The organism is Bacillota bacterium, from assembly GCA_012727955.1.
Lineage (GTDB): Bacteria > Bacillota > Limnochordia > DTU087 > JAAYGB01 > JAAYGB01.
In genome coordinates this window covers 1-16238 of the sequence record JAAYGB010000026.1, presented here as the reverse complement: position 1 = coordinate 16238, position 16238 = coordinate 1, and the positions used below count along the sequence as shown (strand labels likewise).

The following is a 16238-nucleotide window of genomic DNA, read 5'->3' as shown; positions in this document are numbered from 1 at the left end:
TATTGTCGGTGAGGCACCGAAGATAGTAAAAAGCTCTGTGCCGAAGTGGTGGAACTGGCAGACGCGCTGCGTTCAGGGCGCAGTGGCCGCACGGCCGTGTGGGTTCGAATCCCACCTTCGGCACCATAACACAAAAACCCCCACTAGAATTTGATTTCTGGTGGGGTTTTTTGTGTCGGGCAAAAGGGGGAAGAAGCAGGCGTCTTAGCTCGTGTTCAGTAATCAAGGCTGAAGGAAGATACATCCCGTTATTGACGCGGGATCAACGGAACAGTAGTATTAGGATTAAGACATCATAACGAACATAGTAGAAGCCGAATTTTCGGCTTCTAGATTTTTTTGTTCTATTTCGAGGAGGTAAAGCATGGCAAGAATCAGTTCGCTTTTTGCACCAAGGGACATGACCGAAGGGCCACCGTGGAAGAGAATTGTGGAGTTCTCTATTCCGCTGCTCATCGGTAATGTGGCTCAACAATTTTACAATACCGCAGACTCGATCGTTGTTGGCAAGTACATCGGTGACAACGCACTGGCTGCAGTAGGCAGCGCCGGACCCGTCCTCCATCTCCTGTTGGTGCTTTTTGTGGGTGTTTCCGTAGGAGCTGGGATCCTGGTCTCCCAGCACTTTGGAGCAAAGGATCGAGAACAGCTTTCCAGGACTGTTGGCACATGTATCACCCTGACGGCCATTGTTTCAACGGTGATCATGCTCCTTGGACCATTGGTGAGTCGGCCGCTGCTGCGGTTTCTCAATACACCCCCGACGATTATTGATTGGTGTGCCGATTACTTAAACATTTTCTTCCTCGGCAGTTTTGGCTTCGCTTTCTACAATATTTTGTCTGGTGTATTGCGGGGAATGGGCGATTCCCTTTCGGCACTGTTATTTCTGCTCATTTCCACAGCACTTAATATCGGTCTAGATATTTGGTTTGTTGCTGGCTTTGGCATGGGAGTTCCCGGAGTCGCCTTGGCCACGGTTATTGCTCAGGGAATATCGGCCCTTCTCTGTCTGCTCAAACTGCTCAAAATGAAGGATAACTTCACTTTGAACTGGTCCATGCTCAAGCTAACCAAAAAGGATTCTTTAACGGTCTTGAAACTGGGGCTGCCTTCGGGTTTGACCCAAGCTGTGTTCTCCCTGGCCATGATCGTTGTCCAATCCTTAACCAACAGCTTTGGTGAACTGGTGATTGCCTGTAATGTGATTGTAATGCGGGTGGATGGCTTTGCCATGATGCCCAACTTCTCCTTTGGCAGTGCCATGACCACCTTTACAGGTCAGAACGTCGGTGCCCGTAGGTTCGATCGAGTCCAGCAAGGGACTAAGGAAGGTACGAAGATCGCCGTCGCAGTGTCGACTATAATCACCATCCTGTTGTTGTTCTTCGGCCGTTATATAATGAGCGTCTTCACCGATACGACGGAACTGATTGACTTCAGTATGCGTATGCTCCGCCTTCTAGCCGTAGGGTACATCGCCATGGCCGTTACCCAATGCCTATCGGGCGTAATGCGAGGCGCCGGTGATACCATTACCCCCATGTGGATTTCCATCATGACCACCGTCCTGCTGCGGGTTCCCATTGCCTATGGACTGGCCTACCTTACCAGAAGTGAACTGTATCCAACGGGCAGGCCCGAGTCGATCTTTATTTCACTGTTGACCTCTTGGACTCTGGGAGCAGTGATCACTACCCTTTACTATAGGAAGGGAACTTGGAAGAAACGGGGCCGGGCTTTATCCGGCCTTCAAGATGAGCTAGACGCACAAGAAGCTTAAGGAAAAACCCCAGCGGAAGTTTCTTCCGATGGGGTTTTTTCATAGGTTTACAGCAAAAGATCCAGGCCGGTAAAGACCAACAGGACAACGCTTACCAGTAGATTGATCTGAAAGGCCCTAGCAAATCCTTCCGGACTGCGACTCCGAACAAATAGATACTCCGCACCAAAGAGCAAGGCCACAGCAATTATCCCCAGGTAATGCCATTTGCCCAAATTCGACTGAATCCCCCCTAACACCAACAGACCCCAACTGAGGACATGCAAGAAAACAGCAATGTTGACGGCCCGATGGATGCCAAAGCAGGCCGGGATGGAATACAGGCCATGGGCACGATCAAAGTGAACATCCTGGGCCTGATAGAAAATGTCAAATCCCGCCACCCAAAGAACCACCGCTGCTGCCCAAGTATAGGCGACGGCAGGTAAGTTACCCGCTACTGCCAGCCACGCGCCAATGGGTCCAAAGGCCAAGGAGAGTCCCAGTACCCAATGGCTCAGATAGGTAAACCGCTTGGTGTAGGAATAGGCCCAGGGAATGGCTACCGCTAAGGGATAGACCCTTAGACAAATGGGATGTAGTCGCCAGGCCGCTACCAACAGTAGCAGGAGAGAACCGCCAATTACCCAAGCAATGTCTTTACCGCTCACCAGCCCTGCGGGAATCTCCCTGTGAGCCGTTCGGGGATTGAGCGCGTCAATATCCCGATCAATCCACCGATTCCAGGCCATAGCAAAACTGCGCGCAGCAAACATCGCGACAGTGATCCAACCTAGTTGGTTGGCACTGGGTAAACCGGAAGAGCCCAGAATTGCTCCCAGGTAGGCAAAGGGCAGCGCAAATAAGGTGTGGGCGGGACGAATTACGCGAAGTAAATGGATGGCCCGTTGCACCAGATCACTCCAGTCACTGAAATCCTCACCTAATAGTTTTCCCTCTGGCTCCGGGGCAATACCCATGGCTCAGAATTGGCAAAGCCTCCACCCACAAGAAAAGGACCACCCAGGCAACAGCGGGCTGATCTCCCCTGATGCTAGGTGGTCCTGTATTATCATAAAGAATATTCTTCGTTACTTACCTTCCGCTAGGCGCTTGGTATCCCGAGCAATCATCAGTTCTTCGTTGGTGGGCAGAGTCATCACTCGGATCTTAGACTCCGACGCTGAAATGGTAGCCTCTTTTCCACGCAGACCGGTATTCACCGACTCATCCAGGACAATACCCAGTCCCGACAATTTCTCGCAGGCGGCAGCCCGGAGTTCATCGTCGTTTTCACCAATGCCACCGGCGAAGACCAAGGCGTCGACCTTCCCACCCAAGGCTACGTAGTAGGCTCCCACGTACTTGGCCAGGCGGTACACAAACATGTCAAAGGCTAACTGAGCTCGGCTATTGCCTTCCTTCCTTGCCCGATGGATATCCCGCATATCATTGCTGAGACCAGAAATTCCCAGTAGTCCACTCTTCTTGTTGAGGAACTCATCGAGTTCTGCCAGTCCTAGACCCAACTTATCGCCTAAGAAGGGAAGCACTGCCGGATCGAGGTCACCGCTGCGGGTTCCCATTACTAGACCCTCTAAGGGAGTTAGTCCCATGGAAGTATCGATACACTTGCCCTTCTCAACAGCGGTGATGCTGCAACCATTTCCCATATGGGCAGTGATCAAGTTAATTTCATCAAGGGACTTACCGAGAATTTCCGCAGCTCTTTGGGTTAGATACTTATGAGAGGTGCCGTGGAATCCATAGCGACGGACGCCATACTTCTCGTACATCTCATAGGGGATGGCGTAGGTGTAAGCGTACTCCGGCATCGTCTGATGGAAGGCGGTGTCAAATACCGCCACCTGGGGAACGGAATCACCTAAGATCTCTAGACAAGCCTCAATGCCACCGATATTGGCCGGCATATGTAGCGGACCCATCTCAACAAAATCCTTCAAGGTGCTCACCACATCACGGTCTACCAACACCGAATCCTTAAAGGCTTCCTTACCGTGCAATACCCGATGCCCTACGGCATGTACATCGGATAAGCTGGTAAGAACACCATGTTCACTGTCGGTGAGCAATTCGAACACGTCGCTCAAAGCCTGCTTATGGTTGGGAATGTCCTTCTCCACGGTAACCTTGTCAGCCCCGGTACGCTCGTGGGTAATCTGTTGTATTCCCGTTAATCCAATTCGTTCTACTAAGCCACTGGCCAAGACCGATTCATCGGTCATATCAAAAACACGATACTTCAGCGACGAACTTCCACTATTTAGAACCAGTACTTTCAATGACTCAACCTGCCTTCTATAAGTTTAACGTCAAGCTTTGCAATCACTACTGCTTAACTTTTTCCTTAGGGAAAGTCCTCACAAATTAGGACAACCTCTTAGTTAATTCGAATTAGCAGCGAAATCTCCTGCTGCTGTTTCCCTTTCCCCATCAAGGTCAAGGATCTAGCGCCTTCCAATCCTATCGGAGTCACCATTTTTTGATTCTTCAGAACTCCTGTTATTTAGAGGGATTTTTGTGTTGACAGAGTAGTACAAACAATAACTGTAACAATTTTACAACAAACCAGTGCTCACAGTCTCTACCTGCATCCGACGCATCCAAAGCAAGGGTGGTGATCTTGGGCCAAATCTCACTTTCCACTTACTTGGTTGCAATTCTAGAAAGGAGATGACCGATTGATGAGAAAATCACTGATTATTTCTTTGGTAACGTTGATGCTCATAGCAGCTCTGGGGGTTGCCAATGCCGCTACCTTAGACGTCTGGCTAGTAGACTGGACCGAGGCCACCCAGAAGCTTTTCGAAGAAGAATTAATCCCTGCCTTTAATAAGATCCACCCCGATATTGAAATCAAGATGACCTGGGTAGAATGGTCTAAGTATGATGAAAAACTGCTCACCGCCTTTGCCGGTAACACTGCTCCGGATATTTTCCAGACCGGTGCCGAGTATGCTTGGCAATTGGCGACCAAGGGACAGGCGATCTGTATCGATGAGTACATCGCCAATTACCCCGAGAAGGACGATTTCTATGACGGAGCTTGGGGTGTGACCTTCTGGGAAGGAAAGCAATACGGGGTTCCCTACCTGACGGCTCCCCGGGCCAATATCTACCGCATGGACATTCTCAACGAAGTCGGTATCACCAAGGTACCGGAGACCTGGGAAGAGGTCCATGAGGCAGCTGCCAAGACTACGGACCGTCGTGGAAACCGGATGCTTCGTCAGGGAATGCCCGACGGTACCTGGCAAGAGTTGATTCAACTGCTGCTGGCCGCCGGTGGAGAGTTCATCAGAGAAGATGGCACTACTGGCCTGAACACTCCGGAAGGCAAAGCGGCACTGCAATATCTAGTGGACCGTAAGTCCGTCGTTAGCCCTCCGGGCACAGCCCAGTTGTCGCAGAGCCCAATTCCCAACTTCGCAACGGGTCGCCAGGTGATTGCGTATGGAAACCAGGGTCCCATCAACCAGGTGCAGACCTATGCACCGGACAAGATCGATAGTCTGGCCGTTGCCATCTCGGTACCCGGTGGCGAAAAATATGTAGTGTCCGATCCCTCGAAGGTACGAGGCGTCTCCTTGACCTTCACCGACTGGTTGGCAATTTCCACCCAGGCCGAGGATCCCGACGTTGCTTGGGAATTTGTGAAGTTCCTAATTTCCACCGAGAACATCACCAAGTACAACGAGGCCACTTGGTTCATGATTCCACCTCGTCGCAGCGCTGCAGAGCAGGCTCACTGGCTGCAACTTGGTCCCCTCCAACAGTTCCTCGCTGTCTTTGATGAGTACGGGGTTCCCTTCCCGGCTTTCCCAGAAACAGCTAGGATCCAGAAGGTCATGGTGGACAACATCGAGCTAGCTCTCAACCAGAGAATCACCGTCGATGAGGCCCTGGCCACCATGGAAAAGGGAATTAACGAAATCTGGGCCGAAGCGTTGAATTAGAATAAGTAGCCATTCTGCAGGGGGCCTGAGCGCCCCCTGCCCCAAAAAGGGAGGTCCAAGAAATGAAGTCACCTAAGGGCTTGTTCGGTAGCAAGATCAACCGCAAAAGGACAATAGAAGGTTACCTATTTGCCAGTCCCTGGTTCTTAGGGTTCTTCCTCTTTACCGCCGGACCGATGATAGTCTCCTTTGTCATGAGCTTCTTCAATTATGACGTTCTCACACCGGCGTCCTACATTGGGTTTGACAATTACCGGGTGATCTTCACTGACGATCCGCTGTTTTGGAAAGCCTTGTACAACACCTTTTTTTACGCCTTTTTTCAAATTCCCTCTTACCTTGTAGTATCTCTCGTCGTCGCAATCATGATGAATCAGAAGATCCGTGGAATCAGGGTTTTCCGAACCCTCTACTACCTGCCGGCGGTAACAGCTGGGCCAGCAACGATGATGCTCTGGCTCTGGCTCTTTGACCCCTCTTCGGGCCTGATTAACCAAGCTCTATGGGCCTTAGGAATCTATGACACTCCTCTATGGTTACAGAGTGAGGTTTGGTCCAAGCCCTCCCTGATCCTGATGAGTTTGTGGTACGCCGGATCCAGTATGGTTATCTACCTGGCAGGACTGCAGGGAATCCCCCAGGAGCTTTATGATGCAGCCTCCGTCGATGGAGCCGGCACCTGGAGGCAATTTTGGAAAATTACCCTGCCAATGCTATCGCCCACTATCTTTTTTAACCTCATCATGGGAATTATTAACGCCTTCCAGATCTTTGAGCAAGCCTATCTGATGACTGAAGGTGGGCCGATGAACTCAACGATGTTTTATGCTTTGTACCTGTACTACAACGCCTTCAAGTGGCTCAAGATGGGATATGCATCGGCCTTGGCGTGGGTGCTCTTTGCTATCATCCTAATCTTGACGCTAATCCAATTCAAGTTCGCTAACCGCTGGGTATACTACGAACTTGCGGACAGGGGGTAAGGAGAAAGTGGTCAAGCAAACAATTTCAACGGCGGAACAGGCTAGACAACTCAAGAAAAGACGCCAGCGAATTGATGCCATCAAGAAAATCCTGGTGTTTATCATCCTCAGTCTAGGTGCCCTTTTGTACATTGCACCCCTTTTGTGGATGGTCTCTACCTCCATCAAGACAGATATTCAGACCTTTGCTGATCCACCGATCTGGATCCCATCGCCCGCGGTCTGGGACAATTATATCAAGATCATTACCAGCTCCGATTGGCAGCGATGGGCCTGGAACACCATTTATTTGACTGCAATGGGTCTGATCGGTACGCTGCTGTCCACGTCGTTGGTGGCTTTTTCCTTCGCCCGCCTGCAGTGGCCGGGACGTAACTTCTGGTTTGTCGTCTTGCTCTCAACCATGATGTTGCCCTACCAGGTTACCATGGTGCCGATGTATCTCATCTTCACCAGACTAGGTTGGGTAAATACCTTTAAGCCCTTAACGGTGCCGCCCTTCTTTGCCGTGGGAGGAGCCTTTTATATCTTCCTGCTCCGTCAATTCTTCTTGACAATTCCCCGGGAACTGGACGAAGCCGCGATTATCGACGGGTGCAGTACCTTTCGGATCTTCTGGGAAATCATCTTGCCACTGGCGAAACCGGCCTTGGCTACTGTGGCCATCTTCACCTTTATGGCTCATTGGAACGCATTCCTGTCACCACTGATCTATATCAGAGACAGCAAACTGTTCACCCTGACACTGGGACTGGCGTCCCTGCGGACCAACTATGCCGTGTCTGGAATAGTGATGTGGAACCAGCTGATGGCGGCATCGATCCTGATTGCACTACCGTGCTTGCTTCTCTTCTTCTTTGCACAACGCTACTTTATTCAAGGTGTTGTCATGTCGGGGATCAAGGGATAGATTTGGCCCCAAAGAAGATACGCCTCCTGAATTTGCCAGCACGTTAGGCGAAGAGCCAAGACTAGGTTGACTACCTGGTCTTGGCTCTTCTTATCCCTGCAGTAGTGCACGCAACTGCTGTGCGTTTAGGTAGGCTTTCCCTTGATAGTGGTTGTTCATCACTGCATACACGGAATCAGCTTGGCTGGCCAGAGAGCGCAATTTCGGCACCCATTCCTCTAGCTCCTCGGGAGAGTATAGGTAGTCATATCGCTCATAGGCCTCCTGATGCTTCCACCACTTGGCAGCATTGCGACCGTGAAAGCGTACATAGGCAATGTTACCGGTAACTCGCAGGATATCGGGAAAAAGACTGGCCAATTTGGGAGCATCGACACAAACAAGACCGAAACCCAAGTCATCCAGGAAGGGAAAGACGGCCTCCGTCTCTGCCCAACTGCGGTGACGAAACTCTACTACCACGGGAAGGTCACCTAAGACCTGGCGCAATGTGACTAGGTGCCGTCGATTCTCCCTTTCGTTACGGAAACTATTTGGGAACTGAGCCAAGACGCAGGCTAACTTCCCCGTCTCCCGCAGGGGTTCTAGGGCTTCCTGAAAGACGGGGCCCAGCTCAACAATACCCTCTCGCTCGTGGGTGAAACCTCGAAAGACCTTGACCGCAAAGCGGAAATCATCGGGTGTCTTCTTCTGCATGTTATCAAGCATGAACCTGTTGGGCATCCGGTAGAAGCTAGAGTTTATCTCGGTAAAGGAGAACTCCTGGGCATAATGGGTCAACATGTCCTTATCCTGGGTGCCTTCTGGATAGACAGGCCCCACCCAATCCCGATAGGAGTATCCTGCGGTTCCTACGATAATCATCGCGCTATCCTCCTTCTTTTCCATAGCCAGAGAGGCAAAAAGCCCCCCGAAGAATCCGAGGAGCTTATTTCCCACAGGTTGATCTATTAGTTTCGGCTGCCAATTTCCAGGTTCAAGTGGTACTCCTTAGCGGTGGTATCGGAAACGACGGCCTCAATGGTGGCCTCGGGCCTCGCCAAAGTCCCTGATAAATAGGCTCGCCCGGTCAAATTCACCACTTCTCCCTCCGAGGGAATCTGTTGGTCGGAGCCTTCAGTCAAGAGTGAGTCAATGGTCCCCCATTGCCACCTGCTGGCCTGTACATCCAATCGCAAGGGTTCCCCTCGGACCCCACCACCTCGAAAGGTAATTACACCGTCAAGGTAGGTACTTCTCCCCTCTGAGATCACTATCCTATCCCGGGAAATGGAAAAGGTAGCCTGGGTTTCATCGAAGGTATGACCCCATAGGGTTCCACCATGCAATTTCACATCGCCATAGATATCGGGATTCCAGACGGGACCGACAAACTGTAACTTGCCGCTCACTCGACCACCAAAATCAGCCTCATAGCCCAAGACAGCTAGAACATCCCGGGGATTTCCAGACTCGAGGTCAAGAGCAAAATTCACCATCGTTAGACCCCGAAACTGCATTTCACCGGAAAGCCGATAACGAGCGGACTCCTGCTGCAGCACTAAGTTGTTTACAGTCAACTTCCGGGTGGACAAACTGATGTTACCGCGAACTCTATCCACCGGTCTGCCTAAGAATACTCCCCCTTGGGCCAGTGATACTTCACCCTGGAGCAGTGGATCCTTAAAGGAGCCCGTCAGAGTTCCCTTGAAATTGGCTAAGCCGCTAATGCCACTGTCGAGGGCCTTGGGAATACTAGCCGCTATGTCAAAGCTTTCCATTGTGGTCGCCAGTTTCAGGCTTCCATCCAAGCCCACTGTTCCCGCAACAGCGATGGTGGAATCATCCTTTCGCATCGCCAGGTTGTGGACGTACATTTCGCCTTTACTATAGCGGAAATCTCCCTGCAACAAATCCACTCTATAGGTGGCATTGTCAAATAGAGGGGTCTGCAGGGCACCCTTTTCAATACGAAGGCTACCTTCGACAACGGGATCAAAGACCGGTCCCGCCATCGTCGCCTGAATCTTAGCGGTACCCTCTAGCCCCAAATCCGAGAATTGGGGGAAATGCTGTACAAAGCTGGCAAAATCTACTTCATTGGACTCCAGGGTGACGTTGGTGTCATCAACACCGATGATCCCATTTCCCGTTAACTCCGCTCCAAAGAGTCCAACCCTCACCTGTCTCAACGCCAGCAGATCTGCATCGATCTCCAAGGAACCGTCGAGCTGAACGGGTATCTCCTCTTGGCCAAACTCAAAGCCCCGAAACACGAAGACGCCGTTACGGACCGTTAATAGCAGCTCCAGAGGGCGTTTTGTCTGATTGTCCTTGAGATTAACCAGACGATTTAAGTTCCAACCCCGCTCCTCCCGTTCGATATTCAGGACTGGGTTATCCAATTCTATACCCGTCAAGGCACCACTGACATGGTTCAAGTTAAGAATCAATCCCAGTAAACTAAAGTTAAAGGACACAGTATCGGCACTTAACATCAGTTTGGTCTCGTCCCTGGGATCAAACACCTTAACATCCTGCACGATGACACGACTTAGGCCCCTTAACTGGGTATCTCCCACCTCCACTGCCCCTTGAAACAGGTCCGTCAACGCTGCGGTAACTGTGGTGCGAAGGGAGCTAGCCTGGGCTAGACTCGGTGACCCAAACCAAACTGCAGCAACAACGAAAATAATGAACAAACCGATTGTCCTTTTATTCCCCGTCCTCCACCGAGTCACCGCCCTCACCTCCCCAATGAACAATGCCCGCCGCATCATTCCTACAACAACCTCTATACAATTCCACGATCTCTAGTCTTTCCATTATTGGTTAATAAATCCTTCTTAGAATTGTTAAGAACAAGCCCCGCAGCGAAATCATCCGGCATATTCTTCCGCTACTTGCTCGGCTATTTCCTCCAGCACGCCCATGCACCCAGCAAGATCGAAGACAGTGAACCGGGACCTCATCTCCCGGGAAAAGAGCAGTGCCCGATATAGCTCCTCGCGACTTATCCCAATTTCGTCAACAAAGGCTGGGCCCTTTACCACCCGCAGCTGCTTGATCATCTTCTGAGGTTGGGGTAGCTGCTCAGCCAGCCGCTGTAGCTGAGACCAGTGTTTCACCGCATTCTGCTGTAACTGCCGCAGTGACTCCGGTGCAAACCACTTTGCTTGGGCCTCGGAAATAACCTGTTCACTGACTCCTTGGTATTCCTCCCGCACTTTCTGCTCTCTCAGCCCAGGATTAATGGTATATATGGGGCGCAGCTCAGCCTCCGACAAAGCAAACAACTTCTTGATAAAGGCAAGACAAATGGGAGTTGCAACTCCTACTTTGGCCCCATGCAAGGCGTCTTCCTTTCCCTGCAGACCCGCTTGTACTTCCCAATAGTGCGCAAGGAGGTGCTCCGGCCCCGAGGCCGGTCGAGAGTTACCGGTCAACATGATAGCGATACCGGATAGAATTAAGGCCTCGGTTAGGGCCTCAAGCAGCTTGGGACTACCTTCACCCACTTCCTTGGCACCGGATAGACAAGCCCTAACAGCCTCGTCCATCAGCTCCTGAGGATAGGTGCAGTAATACTCACCGGTGATTGTATGGGACATCTGCCAGTCAAAGCGAGCAGTCACCTTCCCGACAATATCGCCAAAACCCGCTGCCACCATGTGAGCCGGAGCAGTCGCTAGGATACCACTGTCGGCAAAGATGGCTCTGGGAGCATGGGCGGAAAAGGTCTTCTTGAAATTCCCCAGGTGTAAAGGAGCCACACTGGAGGCATATCCATCCATGGAAGGAGCGGTAGGGACACTGATAAAGGGTAAGCCGATCCGAGCGGAGACAAATCGAACCAGGTCATTAATCGTCCCGGCTCCCAAGGCAACCATAACCTGACAGTCAGGAGGAATTTCCATCAGTATTCTCCCGACAGCCCCTTCGTCGGGTACCAAGGGCTTGTCACTGGGCGTTTCCAGTTGAATCCACTGGATGTCAAGGGTCTTCGGTAAGTAATGACAAATTGCCCCTTTGCCCACCTCAGCAGTATTGGCATCGGCGATCACCGCCAGGGATTTCCAGTCTTGGTGCTCTAAGTATTCCGCCAGATCTGCTAGCGCGGTGTTTCCCACCGATACTACCTCGATATCCTGGCGATGTTCTCGCCCACAGGAACATTTCACAGCATTGATCCGTCGAATTAGATCCTGCATGCTCAAGCCCATCATCCCCCTAATCACAGAAAAGGAGCCATGATGGCGCTATGGCTCCTACTCAATCCCATGCCTCCCGATCTTCCTACTTGGCCTCTGCTCTGATCTGCCTCAGCCTCTTCATCACATCGTTTTCGCCGCGACCAAAGTAATCGTACAGCCGCTTGTACTCTTGATAAATCTTGTCGTATATCGCTGCGTTTTCCGGAATGGGCGAATAGCTGGTGGCCTTGACTCGGGCCATCGCCTGAGCAGCATCAGTAATGGTGGCGTACCCACCTGCTTCCACTCCAGCGGCTACGGCACCAAACATAGCTGCTCCCAGGGCCGGAGTTTGGGAGGAAGCTGACACCTTGATCTCCATATTAATAACATCGGCATAAATCTGCATTAGTAAAGCGTTTTTTTCCGGAAGACCGCCACAGGCATAAAACTCATCGATGGGAATCCCAGCATCCCGGAAGGCTTCGACGATTACCCGGGTGCCAAAGGCTGTAGCTTCAATCAAAGCCCGATAAACTTCCTCCGGCGTGGTATTCAGATTCATTCCAAGGATCAGTCCGCTTAAATCAGCATCGACCAGCGTCGAACGATTTCCATTCCACCAGTCCAAAGCCAACAGACCGCTTTCCCCTACCCGGAGTCTAGCTGCCTTTTCCTCCAGCAGCTGGTGAAGGGTCAATCCCCGAGCTTCTGCCTCTTTACTATATTCTTCCGGCACGGCATTGTCAACGAACCACCCGAAAATATCGCCGACAGCAGCCTGCCCTGCCTCATATCCATAGTACCCCGGTAGGATCCCATCTTCTACCACGCCGCAAATCCCTTCCACAGGTACCTGTTTGTCACTGATCAGGCAGTGACAGATAGAGGTGCCCATAATCGCCAACATCTTTCCTGGCTCCGTTATTGTCGCAGCCGGGACAGAGACATGGGCATCGACATTGGCAACGGCTACTGCCACATGGGGAGACAACCCTAACTCCCTGGCCATCTCTGGCGTTAAGGTCCCAGCCCGGGTGCCCTGGGGGTAGATGTCGGTGCTCATTTTCTCTTCGACGATATTCTCCAACCTGGGATCCAGTGCTCGGAAGAACTCCTTGCTGGGATACCCCTCACTCTTACTCCAAATAGCCTTATACCCTGCCGTACAGGCATTACGCCGCTCATTTCCAGTGAGCTGCAGGACCACCCAGTCCCCAGCCTCGATGAACCGATCCGTCTGCTCATACACCTCTGGCGCTTCATTGAGAACCTGCCACACCTTCGGGAAGAACCATTCCGAGGAGATCTTCCCTCCGTAACGCTCTAGGAAGCTCTCTCCCCGCTCCTGGGCAATGGCATTGAGGCGGTTGGCTTCGTCCTGCGCTGCGTGGTGCTTCCACAATTTCACCCAGGCATGGGGATTACCGGCCAGTTCCGAGCGATAACACAGGGGTACTCCCTGGGCATCGATGGGGAGAATCGTACAGGCGGTAAAATCGATCCCAATGCCGATCACATCATCGGGTGAGATACCCGCCTGGGAGATGACGTCGGGAATCGTCTTTTTCAGCGTCCTGATATAATCCGCCGGGTCCTGAAGTGCGAAGTCTGGAGGAAGTTCCGTACCATCGGGCAACCGCTCGTCCATTACCCCATGACTGTAATTGTATACACTCTGGGCAATTTCGTCGCCATTGGTGACATCCACTAATACAGCTCGACCGGATAATGTACCAAAGTCCACTCCAATTGAATACTTGGTGGCCACAGTATCAACTCCCATCTACAGCTGTTCCCTTTTCTTCTTAGCTTCGGCGACTAGCCCTCTTACCCTTGTTCGAATCTGGCGCAAAAAAAGAAGGACCGAAACTCGATCCTTCTGCTGTGCACACTGTTATCATCGCAGTCTCCTGACAAAAATCGAGAATCTAGGCAACCAATTTTCTGTCAAGAGCCTTCTCAGCGAGCATCCTACCCAGTTCTTTGGCGTAGGACTCCACTTCTGCCATGGCTTTGTCTATTTCCTGGCTGAGTTCTGCAGCATTCTCCTCGCGGAACTGCTGAACCTTCTCTCTCATCTGAGCAATCTGCTCTTCTCCCTGGGCTTCAGCAGCTAGCCGCAATTCCTCCATGATCGTGCCGGCATCGATCCGGGCGCTGTAGAGGCGCCTTTCCAGAGAATCCTGCAACGACTTTGCCTCTTCCTCCGCCCTCTCAGCTGCAGTCACTAGTTTGTTGACCCGTTCCGAGCGCTTCTCAATCAGTGACATCACTGGATCAAAGAGGATCTTACCCAGTAAGAAGGCAAAGATGAGGTAACTCAGACCATGGATGACGATACTTTGCCATACTATATCAATCAATGCGGTTCCCTCCAGACACTGCGAATTTTGCTTTTAGTCTGGCTCTAGAGAAGTCCGCGAGCAATTCCGATCAAGATCAAGGAAATGACCAAAGAGTAGATACCGGTGGTCTCGGCTACTGCCTGACCCAACAACATGACGGGAATGATTTGACCTCTTGCCTCAGGTTGACGGGCAACTCCTTCAACGGCGGAAGCTGCTGGCATTCCCTCACCGATACCAGGACCGATAGCTCCTATACCCATAGCAATACCTGCGCCCAATAGTGCTGCTCCTGCAACAATAGCATGACCTAAATCCATTTTTCCCCAGGACGAATGAGCGTCCCAGGTTCCCCCCTTTCAATGTTAGCTTCGAATCATGTTAGTAAAACTAAGTGTTTTGCCCTACTCCAACAAAGAAAATCTGCTGATTACTCCATGGCTAACGCGATGAAGGTCATCGACAACATCGTAAAGATGAAGGCTTGAATCAAACCCGACACCAAGTCGAAGTATAGGCTCAACGCCGCTGGCAAGACAATCGGGACGAGACTAAATACCATCGCACCGAGTAAAGTGCCGCCGAGAATGTTCCCAAACAAACGCAGCGACAATGATACGGGCCGAGCCAATTCACCAAGAATATTCAACGGTGTTAGAGGGAGCGGCTCAAAGAAGCCCTTTATGTAACCCAGACCATTGGCCTTTAGGCCCATGTAATGGTTGATAACAAAGGTAAAGAGCGCCAAACTAACCGTCACATTGATATCGCCGGTAGGTGGTCGAATTCCAAATAAACCGGAAATATTCGCCAAGTACAAATACAACATTAATGCCCCGAAATACTTGACGAACCCCTTACCTACGCCACTCATGTTTGAAGCCACAAGGCCATGAAGACCCTCCACCAGTAACTCCACCGCGGCTTGCAACTTCGACGGCACGTCGTTCAATCGTCGTGTCACGATGAACGCAATCACCAAAATCCCACCCATGACCAACCAGCCGTTACGGACGGTCTCGGTGATTGGTATCCCGAAAAGATGGAAAACCACCCTTGGAGCTTCAAATAACTCCGTTGGCAAGACTTTCCCCCTCCCTTCACTCGGTAACTTCATAATCGGACTGCCGCGTCACCAGCCAAGCGAACACGACAATTCCGCTTGTATACACAACGAGGAACAGCAAACCAAGAACTACGGAATTCAAGTATGGCGATAGGATAAAATCCAAACCTAGCAGTAACAGTCCTACCCAGAGAAGCCGCTTTCTAAACGCCCTCTGCGTCACTTTACGAACCAAACCCTTTGGCTGTGCGAGGGTACGAATACCGTCTCTAAACAGCAGCATCAGATTAAAGGAACTAATCAGCCAAGCTCCGATAACGGCAACGACTCCAATGAGTCCTAGCCAAATCCCAGCCCCGATGGCACTCAGCCCAGCGGGTATCGCACTGAAGATCAAGACATCCTTGAGCAATTGCCTCACATGCATAATTTCACCTTTCTGGTCGATCCATCTCTCGAGCCACTAGCTGATAGACACTGTAGAAACCTGACACTAACCCAAAGACTACGCCAATAATCATAAACACGATGCCCGTATCCAGGCGCCGATCGATCCAACCTCCTAAGTAATAACCCATTAAGGTTGTAACCACAATGGTCAGACCGATCTCCGTGATCAAAGCAAAGTATCGCGCTATCAGTCGCATTCTCGTCCCACTTTGACTTCGTGAAGTTTATCGCTGATTGCCAAACTGATTATAACACACCTGGGAAATACAGTCAAAACTCTTCCTTCGAATTCCCACGAATTCGAAGGATTCTTGTCATTTAAGTATTCCCCAACCAAGACCTTGCATTACAGGATTCTGCGCTGACCTACCATACCCCTGCCGCCAAGCCGCTTGAAAGGAGGCAAGTGTCTGACTACTAGTGCCCGAACACAAATAGATAAGAAAAAGCACCGACCGCAAAGGTCGATGCTTATGGCTCCCCGGGTAGGACTCGAACCTACAACCACACGGTTAACAGCCGCGTGCTCTACCATTGAGCTACCGAGGATTAAAAGGTATTCGGCAACGT

The 16238-nt window shown here is 51.2% G+C and carries 15 protein-coding genes and 2 tRNA genes; 5 read left to right on the top strand and 12 right to left on the bottom strand.

Annotated features, from left to right (window positions below; all coding sequences use genetic code 11):
- The first annotated feature begins 39 nt into the window (after window positions 1–39).
- Window positions 40–126, top strand: a tRNA-Leu gene (locus tag GX030_05635).
- Window positions 127–364: 238 nt separating this feature from the next.
- Window positions 365–1783 carry an MATE family efflux transporter gene (locus GX030_05630; GenBank protein ID NLV91862.1) on the top strand — a complete coding sequence of 473 codons (1419 nt, stop codon included), beginning with the start codon at window positions 365–367 and terminating at the stop codon, window positions 1781–1783.
- Between the two features lie 47 nt (window positions 1784–1830).
- Here the strand turns inward: GX030_05630 and GX030_05625 are convergent, their stop codons facing one another.
- Window positions 1831–2676, bottom strand: a complete 846-nt coding sequence (locus GX030_05625; protein ID NLV91861.1) for a 4-hydroxybenzoate octaprenyltransferase — start codon at window positions 2674–2676, stop codon at window positions 1831–1833.
- 177 nt (window positions 2677–2853) lie between these two features.
- Complete coding sequence (locus GX030_05620) at window positions 2854–4065, bottom strand: acetate kinase (protein ID NLV91860.1); 1212 nt, start codon at window positions 4063–4065, stop codon at window positions 2854–2856.
- A 402-nt stretch (window positions 4066–4467) separates the two neighbouring features.
- Between GX030_05620 and GX030_05615 the strand changes: the two genes are divergently transcribed.
- The 3 genes from GX030_05615 (at window position 4468) to GX030_05605 (ending at window position 7632) form a co-directional block, all read left to right on the top strand.
- Window positions 4468–5739 (top strand): sugar ABC transporter substrate-binding protein, encoded by a 1272-nt coding sequence (locus tag GX030_05615; GenBank protein NLV91859.1) that lies wholly within the window; start codon window positions 4468–4470, stop codon window positions 5737–5739.
- Window positions 5740–5801: 62 nt separating this feature from the next.
- Window positions 5802–6722, top strand: a complete 921-nt coding sequence (locus tag GX030_05610; protein NLV91858.1) for a sugar ABC transporter permease — start codon at window positions 5802–5804, stop codon at window positions 6720–6722.
- Between the two features lie 7 nt (window positions 6723–6729).
- A complete protein-coding gene (locus tag GX030_05605; GenBank protein NLV91857.1) occupies window positions 6730–7632 on the top strand; it encodes a carbohydrate ABC transporter permease in 903 nt (300 codons plus the stop codon).
- Window positions 7633–7722: 90 nt separating this feature from the next.
- Here GX030_05605 and GX030_05600 read toward each other — a convergent pair whose 3' ends face one another.
- The 10 genes from GX030_05600 to GX030_05555 form a co-directional block, all read right to left on the bottom strand.
- The gene (locus GX030_05600) at window positions 7723–8496 is read right to left on the bottom strand and encodes a DUF72 domain-containing protein (GenBank protein NLV91856.1); all 774 of its coding nucleotides are present in this window, start codon (window positions 8494–8496) and stop codon (window positions 7723–7725) included.
- Between the two features lie 86 nt (window positions 8497–8582).
- The gene (locus GX030_05595; GenBank protein ID NLV91855.1) at window positions 8583–10352 is read right to left on the bottom strand and encodes a hypothetical protein; all 1770 of its coding nucleotides are present in this window, start codon (window positions 10350–10352) and stop codon (window positions 8583–8585) included.
- Window positions 10353–10490: 138 nt separating this feature from the next.
- Complete coding sequence (locus GX030_05590) at window positions 10491–11828, bottom strand: sn-glycerol-1-phosphate dehydrogenase (protein ID NLV91854.1); 1338 nt, start codon at window positions 11826–11828, stop codon at window positions 10491–10493.
- Between the two features lie 79 nt (window positions 11829–11907).
- Window positions 11908–13590 carry a ribulokinase gene (locus tag GX030_05585; protein ID NLV91853.1) on the bottom strand — a complete coding sequence of 561 codons (1683 nt, stop codon included), beginning with the start codon at window positions 13588–13590 and terminating at the stop codon, window positions 11908–11910.
- 145 nt (window positions 13591–13735) lie between these two features.
- Window positions 13736–14170, bottom strand: coding sequence for an ATP synthase F0 subunit B (locus tag GX030_05580; protein ID NLV91852.1), 435 nt, complete (start codon window positions 14168–14170; stop codon window positions 13736–13738).
- A 44-nt stretch (window positions 14171–14214) separates the two neighbouring features.
- Window positions 14215–14472, bottom strand: a complete 258-nt coding sequence (gene atpE / locus GX030_05575; protein ID NLV91851.1) for an ATP synthase F0 subunit C — start codon at window positions 14470–14472, stop codon at window positions 14215–14217.
- Between the two features lie 110 nt (window positions 14473–14582).
- Window positions 14583–15269 carry a F0F1 ATP synthase subunit A gene (locus tag GX030_05570; protein ID NLV91850.1) on the bottom strand — a complete coding sequence of 229 codons (687 nt, stop codon included), beginning with the start codon at window positions 15267–15269 and terminating at the stop codon, window positions 14583–14585.
- Entirely contained in the window at window positions 15253–15645 is a 393-nt protein-coding gene (locus tag GX030_05565; protein NLV91849.1) for a hypothetical protein, read from the bottom strand. The genes GX030_05570 and GX030_05565 overlap by 17 nt, the downstream gene beginning before the upstream one ends.
- 4 nt (window positions 15646–15649) lie before the next feature.
- A complete protein-coding gene (locus GX030_05560) occupies window positions 15650–15865 on the bottom strand; it encodes an AtpZ/AtpI family protein (GenBank protein NLV91848.1) in 216 nt (71 codons plus the stop codon).
- 277 nt (window positions 15866–16142) lie between these two features.
- Window positions 16143–16217, bottom strand: a tRNA-Asn gene (locus tag GX030_05555).
- Between the last annotated feature and the right edge of the window lie 21 nt (window positions 16218–16238).

Bases quoted from the DNA above. Each gene is read 5' to 3' on its own strand.
- atpE (NLV91851.1), bottom strand. From the start codon at position 14,472: ATGGATTTAGGTCATGCTATTGTTGCAGGAGCAGCACTATTGGGCGCA.
- GX030_05600 (NLV91856.1), bottom strand. From the start codon at position 8,496: ATGATTATCGTAGGAACCGCAGGATACTCCTATCGGGATTGGGTGGGG.
- GX030_05630 (NLV91862.1), top strand. From the start codon at position 365: ATGGCAAGAATCAGTTCGCTTTTTGCACCAAGGGACATGACCGAAGGG.
- GX030_05565 (NLV91849.1), bottom strand. From the start codon at position 15,645: ATGCATGTGAGGCAATTGCTCAAGGATGTCTTGATCTTCAGTGCGATA.
- GX030_05570 (NLV91850.1), bottom strand. From the start codon at position 15,269: ATGAAGTTACCGAGTGAAGGGAGGGGGAAAGTCTTGCCAACGGAGTTA.
- GX030_05560 (NLV91848.1), bottom strand. From the start codon at position 15,865: ATGCGACTGATAGCGCGATACTTTGCTTTGATCACGGAGATCGGTCTG.
- GX030_05585 (NLV91853.1), bottom strand. From the start codon at position 13,590: ATGGGAGTTGATACTGTGGCCACCAAGTATTCAATTGGAGTGGACTTT.
- GX030_05610 (NLV91858.1), top strand. From the start codon at position 5,802: ATGAAGTCACCTAAGGGCTTGTTCGGTAGCAAGATCAACCGCAAAAGG.
- GX030_05615 (NLV91859.1), top strand. From the start codon at position 4,468: ATGAGAAAATCACTGATTATTTCTTTGGTAACGTTGATGCTCATAGCA.